Annotated in this window: 9 protein-coding genes and 1 pseudogene; 5 read left to right on the forward strand and 5 right to left on the reverse strand. The window is 45.3% G+C overall.

What is annotated here, in order from left to right; translation table 11 throughout:
• The first annotated feature begins 422 nt into the window (after positions 1 to 422).
• Positions 423 to 2,957, forward strand: a complete 2,535-nt coding sequence (locus AACT19_RS20925) for a glycosyl hydrolase family 18 protein (RefSeq protein WP_076648611.1) — start codon at positions 423 to 425, stop codon at positions 2,955 to 2,957.
• A 334-nt stretch (positions 2,958 to 3,291) separates the two neighbouring features.
• On the opposite strand, the gene AACT19_RS20930 is transcribed toward AACT19_RS20925, so the two are convergent.
• Both AACT19_RS20930 and AACT19_RS20935 read right to left on the reverse strand, forming a co-directional pair.
• Positions 3,292 to 4,140 (reverse strand): alpha/beta hydrolase, encoded by an 849-nt coding sequence (locus AACT19_RS20930; RefSeq protein WP_076648613.1) that lies wholly within the window; start codon positions 4,138 to 4,140, stop codon positions 3,292 to 3,294.
• Between the two features lie 193 nt (positions 4,141 to 4,333).
• Positions 4,334 to 4,927 carry a TetR/AcrR family transcriptional regulator gene (locus AACT19_RS20935; RefSeq protein WP_004732750.1) on the reverse strand — a complete coding sequence of 198 codons (594 nt, stop codon included), beginning with the start codon at positions 4,925 to 4,927 and terminating at the stop codon, positions 4,334 to 4,336.
• A gap of 160 nt (positions 4,928 to 5,087) precedes the next feature.
• Between AACT19_RS20935 and AACT19_RS20940 the strand changes: the two genes are divergently transcribed.
• Together AACT19_RS20940 and AACT19_RS20945 are read left to right on the forward strand one after the other, a co-directional pair.
• Complete coding sequence (locus AACT19_RS20940) at positions 5,088 to 6,044, forward strand: AEC family transporter (RefSeq protein ID WP_076648615.1); 957 nt, start codon at positions 5,088 to 5,090, stop codon at positions 6,042 to 6,044.
• Positions 6,045 to 6,167: 123 nt separating this feature from the next.
• Complete coding sequence (locus AACT19_RS20945) at positions 6,168 to 7,208, forward strand: acyltransferase (RefSeq protein ID WP_076648616.1); 1,041 nt, start codon at positions 6,168 to 6,170, stop codon at positions 7,206 to 7,208.
• Between the two features lie 125 nt (positions 7,209 to 7,333).
• On the opposite strand, the gene AACT19_RS20950 is transcribed toward AACT19_RS20945, so the two are convergent.
• Positions 7,334 to 8,212 (reverse strand): 6-pyruvoyl trahydropterin synthase family protein, encoded by an 879-nt coding sequence (locus AACT19_RS20950; protein ID WP_076648618.1) that lies wholly within the window; start codon positions 8,210 to 8,212, stop codon positions 7,334 to 7,336.
• Positions 8,213 to 8,443: 231 nt separating this feature from the next.
• Positions 8,444 to 9,283: an AraC family transcriptional regulator gene (locus tag AACT19_RS20955; protein ID WP_076648620.1), complete on the reverse strand. Its 840-nt coding sequence runs from the start codon at positions 9,281 to 9,283 to the stop codon at positions 8,444 to 8,446.
• 110 nt (positions 9,284 to 9,393) lie between these two features.
• Between AACT19_RS20955 and AACT19_RS20960 the strand changes: the two genes are divergently transcribed.
• Together AACT19_RS20960 and AACT19_RS20965 are read left to right on the forward strand one after the other, a co-directional pair.
• Positions 9,394 to 9,870 carry a YHS domain-containing (seleno)protein gene (locus AACT19_RS20960; RefSeq protein WP_017077045.1) on the forward strand — a complete coding sequence of 159 codons (477 nt, stop codon included), beginning with the start codon at positions 9,394 to 9,396 and terminating at the stop codon, positions 9,868 to 9,870.
• A gap of 259 nt (positions 9,871 to 10,129) precedes the next feature.
• Positions 10,130 to 10,765 carry an START domain-containing protein gene (locus AACT19_RS20965; protein ID WP_004732744.1) on the forward strand — a complete coding sequence of 212 codons (636 nt, stop codon included), beginning with the start codon at positions 10,130 to 10,132 and terminating at the stop codon, positions 10,763 to 10,765.
• Between the two features lie 43 nt (positions 10,766 to 10,808).
• Here AACT19_RS20965 and AACT19_RS20970 read toward each other — a convergent pair.
• Positions 10,809 to 11,019, reverse strand: a pseudogene (locus tag AACT19_RS20970) (DNA mismatch repair protein); the annotation flags it as partial.

Here is an 11,019-nt window from a genome sequence, read left to right on the forward strand (position 1 = left end):
TAACAGTCATCTAAATAATAGTCTTCTACGTAAAAAGTATTCTCCGCATCACTACTTTCATATTTACCTACCGATCTGCACCGCTCACCCAGCACACTTCGCTTTGTGATACTGCTTCAACTTGCGATATTTTCTTATCGTTTGTCGCATCTTTGCATGACTTCATGTCGTGGATTTTCACTTATGAGATTTTACTTCTGAAGGGTGTTTTATTTTATAAAACATGGACTCAGCCTCTCACTCATTAAGCAACAGAATTGTAACGAAATACTATTTTTTAGTTGTCCATCGAAAACGGATTTATTTTCAGTTATAAAATTAAAACTCTCTCGAATACTGACTGGGAAGCTCCTTCAAAACTGACTGGAGCCGTTTATGGGGCCATTTGGTTCTCGTAACCTTCAAGGAATGAGAGAAAAAGTATGATTCGTATAAATACCTGTGCTGCGAGCATTGCTCTAGCGCTATCTGGTACAGCATTAGCTGCTCCAACAGCACCTAGCATCGACATGTACGGTTCCAACAACCTGCAGTTTTCTAAAATTGAACTCGCGATGGAAACCACTTCTGGCTACAACCAGATGGTTAAATATCACGACAAAGCAAAGGTCGACGTTAAATTCAACCAATGGAGCGGAACGTCAGGAAACACTTACAACATCTACTTCGATGGAGTTAAAGTGGCCACTGGCCCTATTACTGGCAGCCAAACTACAGCTTCATTCGAATACGGCCAAGGCGGCTTATTTCAGATGGAAATCGAGGCGTGTGACGAGACAGGCTGCGCCAAGAGTGCTCCCGCTCAGATCACGATTGCAGATACCGATGGTTCACACTTAGCGCCACTTGCAATGAACGTGGACCCGAACAACAAGTCATACAATACAGATCCAAACACGGTAGTAGGCACTTACTTTGTTGAGTGGGGTATTTATGGTCGTGATTACACAGTTGATAACCTACCCGCTGACAACTTGACCCATATCCTTTATGGCTTCATCCCAATTTGTGGTCCTAATGAATCAGTAAAATCGGTAGGCGGCAACAGCTACAACGCACTCATGACAGCCTGTCAGGGTGTAAACGATTACGAAGTGGTGATTCATGACCCTTGGGCTGCTTTCCAAAAGAGTTTCCCGCAAGCTGGTCACGAATACAGCTCACCTATCAAGGGTAACTACGCGATGATGATGGCGCTAAAACAGCGTAATCCTGATTTGAAGATCATCCCATCGATTGGTGGTTGGACACTGTCTGACCCGTTCTTCGATTTCACTACAAAAGCGAACCGCGACACGTTCGTTGCATCGGTTAAGAAGTTCCTAAATACATGGAAATTCTACGATGGTGTCGATATTGACTGGGAATTCCCAGGTGGAGGCGGTGCTGCTCCCGATCTTGGTGACCCTGTAAATGACGGCCCTGCTTACATTGCATTGATGGCAGAGCTGCGCGTTATGTTAGATGAGCTAGAAGCTGAGAACGGCCGTACTTACGAGCTAACATCAGCGATCGGCGTTGGTCACGACAAGATTGAAGACGTGAACTACGGCGATGCTATCCAATACATGGATTACATCTTCGCAATGACTTACGACTTCTACGGCGGTTGGAACAACGTGTTAGGTCACCAAACAGCACTAAACTGCGGTAACTTCATGCGTCCTGGTCAATGTGATGGCACAGGACTTGATGAAAATGGCGAACAGTACACTGGCCCTGCTTACACCACAGACAACGGCATCCAGTTGTTACTTGAACAAGGTGTTCCAGCGAACAAACTTGTGGTTGGTACAGCAATGTATGGTCGTGGTTGGGAGGGCGTATTACCTTCATCACTCACCGATCCTACAGACCCAATGACGGGTGTAGGTAATGGCAAACTAACCGGCAGCTCTGCGCAAGGCGTATGGGAAGATGGCGTTATTGACTACAAAGGCATTAAAGCGAACATGCTTGGTGCAAACAACCAAGGAATCAACGGCTTTGAATATGGTTACGACGAAATGGCAGAAGCGCCTTACGTTTGGAACCGTACTTCGGGCAAGCTAATCACATTTGATGATGACCGTTCAGTGAAAGCAAAAGGCGCGTACGTTCGTAGCCTTGGCCTTGCGGGTCTATTCTCTTGGGAAATTGATGCAGATAACGGCGACATCCTCAACGCAATGCATGAAGGCCTAGCGGGCGGAACAACAGATCCTGTCAACCGTAAACCAACCGCAGCAGCGGGCGCAGACCAATCGGTTGAAGGCCCAGCTTCTGTTTCTCTAGACGGTAGCGCTTCAAAAGACAGCGACGGCACGATTGCGAGCTACGCTTGGTCACAAGTAAGCGGTACGGCAGTAACGCTGGCGAACGCTAATGCGGCTGTTGCAAGCTTCGATCTGGTTGAAGTCGCTCAACAAGAAGTACTAACGTTCAGTCTAACGGTAACTGATAACGAAGGTGCTACTGCAACTGACACCGTTGTTGTAACAGTAACCCCTAAGGACACAGGTCCAGTCAATACAGCACCAGTTGCTGTGGTTACGGCTCCGACTGAAGTTAATGCGGGTGACGTAGTCGTGGTTGATGCTTCGGCTTCGAGCGATGCTGACCAAGACACATTAACCTTCACATGGGATGTACCTGCTGGTGTTGATGCAACGGTTCAAGGTTCTTCAGTGAGCTTTGTCGCGGCGGAATACACGCAAGATACGACGCTGAACTTCTCTGTATCGGTCAGCGATGGCACTGATACATCGGTAGCGGCTACTTCAGTGAACGTTCTTAAGAAAACCACAGGCGGCGGTACGTGTACTAACGCTTGGGATTCAAGTGCGGTCTACACTGGCGGCGACCAAGTAACTCAAGGCGGTAAGGTTTGGGAAGCGAAGTGGTGGACAACAGGTGAAGATCCAACAACGACAGGCCAATGGGGCGTGTGGAAAGAGATCGGTCCTGCAAGCTGCTAACTAAAAATAGTGCTTAGCTAAACGCTAACTAAGCGTCGACTAAACACCTAAAAGTAAGGCCGACCAGATAATGTCTGGTTGGTCTTTTTATTTATGTTTTCTGGTCTGATAACTTACGATTTTTTTACTGGCGTCCTACTGACTTGCGCTCGTTATACCAATCACAGTAAGCAAGTGTTCAAAAATAGCGCAGGAAAAAAGCTTGAGAACAAGGCTGCTCTTTTCAATAAATAGTTTCGATAAGTAGTTATTCTACAATCAAAAAATCTAACGATGTTATCGAGATTTTTAACAAGCTAGGGTGAACAGTTATTTACTACGATTGGTATTAGACTTAGCCAATCAAGTTATCAAAGCTCTCGAATACTTGTGGGCACTTCATTACTCGCCCGTGACCCTGTCCTTGAGTCGCAATCAAGGTAACGCGACCCATTTCATTAGCAGCACGCTGAGACACATCAAACTTAGTAAACTTGTCTTGCTCATCATGAACAATGATCGTCTGAGACTCACGAAGCGCTAGCTTTCCATATGGATCAACAGACTGAATTGGATAGTTAAACTGCTCTTCCACTTCACCCACGACCGCCTCAAACAACTTCATTGAGTAACCAGAACGCGCAACGCTACCAAATAGGTTTTCTAGATAATCCAACACAGGTGCAATAAGCAACAAAGGTTTGTTTTCTAATTTAACGTGCTTACATTCCAACGCTGAAGCAGTACCCATGCTGTGACCAACTAAACCTGCTACTTCACCCACCGAATCGAGAACCGCTTCCAAACCATTCACAAACGCTGGGATATGACCATGTACGCCATCACTGCCACCATGAGCAGGATGATCGTAAGCCATTGCAGTAAAACCTTTAGCAGCGATGTGTTCCATTAAAGGAAAGAATTGACTCGCGGTGCCAGACCAACCATGGGTCAGTACCCAAACGGGCCCCGTACCCAAAGAGTAAGTTTTCAAAACGCCATCACGACCTTTGATTTCACTCTTAATAAGCCCTTGAGGATCGGCATTTTTCTGCTCGGTACGCATCGGAGTGAGCAGCAGTTTACGTGCCGTTTTCTTTGCATGACTTGGCGCTAAAATGTAGTGCAAATTGGTTGTTGCGCCAATTAAGCTGCGCTTGAAGCTAAATTTGTTCGATGTATTGAAATAGATTTTGTCACTCATGACCGTTCCTTGTATCGCCATCATTATTGGCGGATCGAGCTCGGCCCTAAAAATCGAACGACCGTGCTATTTGTTGATATAAAAAATGGCGCTACTGCGATTTATCATCGCTTACCACCACTTCTCTAAAATTTTGTTGTAAACCTTACTTCAACAAGACTCACATGATTTGCGAGTCAACCTGCTGTATGTATTAAACCGCTTTCCAACTGGCTACCAAGCGCTCGACACCACTCCAAAAATGAGTGTGACTGGCTTGTTGGCCTCGTAATGAGTAGAACAAGTTCGCGCTTAAATAGAGACCGTACAACTCGAAGGTTGCCTGTTTCGGGTCTAAATCGGCTCTGAATTGTTTGCTCTCAACCGCTTTTGCTACCTGAATCGTCAAGTAATCAATCCACACTGAAATGGTTTTCTGCAGTGCCTTCTGAATCACAGAGGTTTCGCTGCCAGCGTCTTTCCAAGCATCAATAAACATACAGCTGCCTTGGAACGAATGGTTCCAGCCAAGCCAGTTATCGAGCAGTTGTTTAAGCTTGGCTTCAATATCACCGTCGCCCAACTCTCTCGCCGGAATGATGACTCTTTCAGTGAATATGGCGTTGGAATATTCGAGTACAGAGAGTTGCAGGTTCTCTTTAGAGTTGAAGTGCGCAAACAATCCACTCTTAGACATACCACACTGCTTGGCTAATTCGCCAATCGTCAAACTCTCGAGACCATTCTCACTCGCAAGTGCAAATGCATGGCTCAAAATATACTCTTTGGTTATCTTTCCTTTGCTCATTATTCACCAATAATAAATCTGATGCTTTATTTTTAGCACGTTCGTACTTTTTTTCAAGTTTTTTACTTAACCCTTGGTATTCATTTTGTATTATCAAAGAATTGTGGAAAAATGCGACAGTATTCAAAGGAAATTGAAATCGACTAACAAAGGAAAAACAATGAACACACTTTGGGAACAGTTTGCGTTTTCGGCGTCAGTAACAGGCCCTATCTGTTTAATGCTGTTTCTTGGTGTGATGCTCAAGCGAATCGGCTTGATCAATGACAATTTCATTGATGTCGCATCTAAGGTCGTATTTCAAGTCACCTTACCCGCGATGCTATTTCTTAGTATTGTTCAATCAAATCACAATTTTTCAGCCAGTAGCGCGTTAGTTGCGTTTGGCGTCATCGCTAACTTTGTCTTTTTCTTGTTTACTATTTTCTCGACCAAATTGGTATTCAAAGGCTCAAAAGATCAAGGTGTGATTGTCCAGGGTGGATTCCGCGCTAATACCGCAATCATTGGCCTCGCCTATGTGGCTAATATCTATGGTAACCAAGGCGTAGCATTGGCTGCTATCTATGTCGCATCTCTGACCGTGCTGTATAACATTCAAGCCGTGATTGCACTAACACCCAAAGGCAAAGACACCGGCGCGAAAGCCATTAAAGTCATCGTCAAGTCCATCACCAAAAACCCGTTGATCATCGCTATTTTCTTAGCGGTCGTCTTCTATGCGCTTTCAATTCCTATTCCAAAAATGGTGGCTGACGCTGGGCAATACTTTGCCAATATGACACTACCTTTGGCCCTGCTCTGTACTGGCGGGTCGCTGGATATTAGCTCGCTCAAACAAGAAAAGTTGTCGACGTGGTTCGCCTCTAGCTACAAGTTAATTGCCTCACCGTTACTGATTACATTGGCTGCTGGGTACTTAGGGTTTGAAGGGCTCGACCTCGGGCTTATCTTTTTGATGAGCGCAGCACCAACGGCAGCAGCGAGCTATGTTATGGCTCGTGCGATGGGAGGGAATTCAACCTTGGCGGCTAACATCATCGCGCTCACGACCGTTGTTTCTCTTATCACTTGTACACTAGGTATTTTTGCACTCACCGCAATGGGTTTAATATAGCTGCGACAGGCTTCAAAAAACCGACACAAGCCCTGAAATAAAGGTCATAAGCCTTGATTTAGGACTAACTGGTTGGGCACAAAGGCTGCTAGATTTCGTAAAAATTTTACTAAGAGATCTGATATGTCTTCCGTTCAACATACGCCTTCACAACACATCGCCAGTATCGAGTTAGGCCGAGTGATTGCTATCTTGGCGATCATTGGTTTACACGGCCAAATGGCACTCACTTATTGGCAAATAGATGAAGTGCCTTGGATCGGTTATGTGCTCAACCAAACCGCTCGTTTTGCGGTACCTCTGTTCTTCCTGATTTCTGGCTATCTTATTCAGCCTAAGTTGGCTGCATCGCCTTGGACAACCTTCATCAACTACTCCAAACCACTGCTTAAAGTTTGGTTGGCATGGAGCATCATTTGCTTAGTAATGCCATTCAATCTCGCGAAGGTAGAAGAGTTTGGCTATCTAGGTGAACGTGAAGGCTATTGGGGTTTCTTAATGAGCACTCCTCTTAACTCATTCTTAGAGGGCGGTCTGGTGCATTTGTGGTTCATTCCAGCCCTTATTTGCGCAGTGTTGATCATTGCTTTATTGGTTGAGTTGAAGCTCAACAAACTTCTATTACCGATAACCATAGCGCTCTATGGCTATGGTGTTTTGGCAGGAAGCTACGCAACGCTGACCGGATTAGAAGCACCCTTCTTCACGCGTAATGGTCCGTTCTTTGGCACTTTAATGGTGACCTTAGGTTTCCTTATTCGTCAGAATCAATGGAAGGTGTCATCAACTAAAGCGTTGGGGTTATTCGCGTTAGGCATGTTGATTCACTTTGCTGAGGCGGCATGGCTCACCACGTTCGACGTCGGATTCAACATGAATGATTTCTTGTTTGGCACGGCGCTATGGGGGATGGGCGTGTTTATGTGGCTTTTGGCTAACCCAAACATGGGTAACTACGCTTGGGTTCGTGCCATTTCAAATCGCATGCTGGGTATCTACGTAAGCCATTTACTGATCATTATTGTGTTGTTCAATGTCTGTGGAGTCTTAGGCATTACGGAATTGGCAAAAGACGTTACGGTATTTTTTGGCACCGTATTGTTGAGCTTTGGGTTGGTTGCTGGGATCGAGAAAACGCCACTGAGACGCGTACTACTTCGCTAGTCTTTATGCCTGAAACTATCCGCTAAATCAGTTTTAAAGAGCCACAAAAAATAAAGGCAAGATAACGGATTATCTTGCCTTTATTTCATCATGTCAGTAACGAGACTGTATCACTCGTTCAAGTGTTATCGGAACGCCATTGCACCCTTGCCAACACCTTCATAAGCGACGATTTGTAGTGATTGGCTCTCTGCTAGGCTAGGCTCAACTTGATCCGCAATATAGCCTGCCAGTAATTCTACTGTGGTATCTGTCGGCAAAATCTCTGTTTCACTCTTAGCAATAGCTAGCTCAAATTCACCTTGAGGCGCCGTGTAGCGGAAGCCATAGTGGCTTTCATCATTAACGCTGTTCGCGTGTTCACTCAGGTTAAGTGATGAAACTGAAACTTGGTCTTCTTTAGACCCTAAATAAATGTCTTCCCAACGCTGAGCAAACGCCTGCTCGCGTTGCTCGTCACGCTGACCATCAACTACGATTTCGACTGGAGAACGGTGGCCATGTGCGATGCGTTGGCAGTTGCCATCATGCTTTTTTAAACCATGGGTGTAGTGGTAAAACGCGCCATTAATGTTCTCATGACGTAGGGTGATCTCTAACCCTGTGACGTTACTTGGAAGGTTATCACGCAGAATATGATAAACATGAGCGGTCACACTCTCGATGGTGATCGCTTCTGCATCAATCAGGCAATATGCTTCATCAGGGCAATGTAGATGAAGACTCTTGTCACCACGCAACACATCAACCTTAGAGTAGCCCGCTTTGCTCGCTTGAAGAACAACTGCAGCGCTTTGCATTGGCAGCAGCAAACGGTGATCAACGTGCTCATCGACAAGCTGTTTGATCTGCTTTTTGACCTTGCTAAAATCCAGCACCATGCTCATTTCATTAAGTTCACCAGACATGGTGACATCTAAAATCCAACTATCTCCTACGACCCCTCTGTGTTCACAGATGTATGAAGAATCGATAACGGTAAGGTCTCTTACAAATAAGTTCAAGTTGAACTCCTTAATACTTTAATGAGATACGGGAGGCTGAATAATGTCCAGCAGGCACTTCGTCTCATTGGTGTCTAGATAAAATAGGACGAGCAGGATGTTACGACAAGCTTAAAAAGTCCACCTTTTTAGACCCTCTTTTGAGAAAAGAACAAACTCTGCACAATTTCCGCTAAAACATAGACCAGCCCGATGCGAATAGCCATATCTTGGGTAAGGTTGCCGAGCGTTTCACGATACATTTTGCTTTAGCCAAAGGCGCGGTGACACCCCAGCAACATGCTGAAAAGCGCGTGAAAATCCCGAATAGCTGCTGTAACCCACTTCATCAGCGACCCAGTTGATGGGCTTATTTTGCAATAACAGGGATTGAGCCACTGAGACTCGCCACTTTTGCACATAATCTCCGGGCGTCTCACCGACTTCTCGTTTGAACGCTTCAATAAACTGAGTTCGAGACATCGCGGCCAGTGACGCCATTTCCGCAATCGAAAAGTGGCGAGCAGGCAATAGGTGAACGGCCGTAACCACCGAAGCCAATCGTGGATGAGCTAGGGCTGAGAATACCCCTCGTTCAATTTGCTGCTGTTCAATGAGGTGACGAAAAATCAAAGCCATCAAGGCATCACTTAACTTATCCATTAGATATTGTTGCCCTGACGATTGTTGTCCTGAAGATGCTTGCCCCGACTCTCGAAACAGCACCTCTATCACTGGCATTAAGTTAGGTGCATCCGCAAACGGAATTACTATCACGTCAGGCAGAGCAGACAATAAAGGATTCATCTGCCCTGATCGATATTCGACATTCGCGCACACGACCTCAGCACCGTCTCCCACGCCTTCTATCATATGTGGAGTGCTATTCGGCAGATAAACAATGCAGGGCTGTGACAGTTGCCTGTACTCCGTGTGCGCACTAGACAAGGTCAACTCACCCGCGCTCAATACATGAAGATGCCCTTCTTTACCCTGTTGCGGCTTAAATGACGACACTCCGCACAAATTGCCAGAATAGAAAACACCGGTACGTATCGAGAAATGTTCCATTAGTTGTGAAAGCAGATCCATGCATCCTCCGAACGATTCGCTTACTTTTAAGTTCTTTTGTCCCTCTATAGACCGGACGAGTGGGCTAAATTATTTCAAACAAGATAACCAACACTGACAAGGAACTTGATATGTCACACATGAAATCGACCAGTCAAAAAATCACTCTATTGGCCGCGTTACTAGGAACCAGCTTTTCACTGATGGCAGCAGACATCGACATGAGCGTTGATAGCAATGACATCGCGATCAAAGGCTATGACCCAGTGGCTTACTTTACTGATGCTGGTGCCGTTCAAGGTTCATCAGAATTCACTGCTACTTATAAGAACGCTATTTATCAGTTCGCAAACAGTGACAACCGAGATCAGTTCCGCACCAATCCTGAAGCTTATGCGCCTCAATACGGTGGCTATTGTGCCTTTGGTGTGGCTATGGGTAAGAAATTTGAGACCGACCCTAACGCATGGAAAGTCGAAGATGGAAAGCTGTATCTGAACTTAGATAAATCAGTACAAAAACGATGGTTGGAAGATACGCAAGAGTTCATCCAAGACGCCAACAGCAACTGGACGACAATCAAAACCGTAGAAGCCTATAAGCTTTAGTCTATAAGCTTTAACCTACAAGTTTTAGCCTAGTAACTTTAACCTTTATCCATTGCCCATTAATAAAAACGGAAGCGACCGAACGCTTCCGTTTTCATTTCGACGTTCCAAATCTTAATAAGCCTCCAGCTATTGGTATCACCACAATAAATGGCGATGCGCTGCTCAAATCAGGAAAACCCGTCAGCCTTTAGCACGAATCAAGCCCATTTCTATTCTATACTCCTAGAAGATAAGCTTTTCTTTTTATGGAAGAATAATGATATTACCTAGGATTTTTGCACTTGGGCTCTGCGCCTTATCAACACTGACTTATGCAGCTCCATGGCAGTTCGTAAAAAGTGAAGACGGCATCATCATTGATAAGAGACCTCACTCTGAAGGCTTGGTAGAGATACGAGCACAAATGCAAACGCCCACCACTTACTCCGGTTTTTTACTGTTGCTGGAAGACAGCGAGAACGTGCCAAACTGGATAGATAACGTATCGGAAAGTCGCGTCTTGATGCAGATATCTGAGGATGAAAATATCGTCTACACCCAATTCAAAGCGCCATGGCCTGCTAGAGATCGCGATATGGTTACCTACTCAAAATACAGCATTGAGGACGGCCAGTTTGTCTTGTCGATTAAAGATGCCTCTAACTATTTGGCGAAAGAGTCGGGGTATATTCGAATTTACGATGTGGACGCACTTTGGACGCTGCAACCGCTCACTAATGGCAATACTTACATCACCTACACCGCATATGCGAACGCAGGTGGCATCTTGCCCAATTGGTTGATGAATAAGTTATCGATAGGCAGTGCGCTGAGTACGTTTAAGGGGTTGAAAGAACAGCTACCAAAATACCAAGGACAGCAGCACCCCAACCTGCCAAGTGAGTCTCGTTAACTATACAGGCTTAGTGAGGCAGGCAGCGACAGTGCTAGATAATCTAAGGTCTTCTTGCTAGGTCGCGAGCTAAGATAAGCGCTAAACCAAACACCTGAAGAAACAGGGCGATGTTCTTATAGAAAGCCATTTTCTCATCAAGCCTTTGGATTAACTCAACCAAGGTCAGATTATCCAAATAGTAGTCATCAATTCGGGTTCGTTGCGATTCTTGGGCACTGTTTATCAGCATCATAATACCAATTCCATTAAAT

This window comes from Vibrio sp. 10N.222.47.A9, assembly GCF_963872585.1.
GTDB lineage: Bacteria > Pseudomonadota > Gammaproteobacteria > Enterobacterales > Vibrionaceae > Vibrio > Vibrio splendidus.

What these genes read in the sequence shown, in the direction of transcription:
- AACT19_RS20925 (WP_076648611.1), top strand. Translation starts at nt 423, where the DNA reads ATGATTCGTATAAATACCTGTGCTGCGAGCATTGCTCTAGCGCTATCT.
- AACT19_RS20930 (WP_076648613.1), bottom strand. Translation starts at nt 4,140, where the DNA reads ATGAGTGACAAAATCTATTTCAATACATCGAACAAATTTAGCTTCAAG.
- AACT19_RS20935 (WP_004732750.1), bottom strand. Translation starts at nt 4,927, where the DNA reads ATGAGCAAAGGAAAGATAACCAAAGAGTATATTTTGAGCCATGCATTT.
- AACT19_RS20940 (WP_076648615.1), top strand. Translation starts at nt 5,088, where the DNA reads ATGAACACACTTTGGGAACAGTTTGCGTTTTCGGCGTCAGTAACAGGC.
- AACT19_RS20945 (WP_076648616.1), top strand. Translation starts at nt 6,168, where the DNA reads ATGTCTTCCGTTCAACATACGCCTTCACAACACATCGCCAGTATCGAG.
- AACT19_RS20955 (WP_076648620.1), bottom strand. Translation starts at nt 9,283, where the DNA reads ATGGATCTGCTTTCACAACTAATGGAACATTTCTCGATACGTACCGGT.
- AACT19_RS20960 (WP_017077045.1), top strand. Translation starts at nt 9,394, where the DNA reads ATGTCACACATGAAATCGACCAGTCAAAAAATCACTCTATTGGCCGCG.
- AACT19_RS20965 (WP_004732744.1), top strand. Translation starts at nt 10,130, where the DNA reads ATGATATTACCTAGGATTTTTGCACTTGGGCTCTGCGCCTTATCAACA.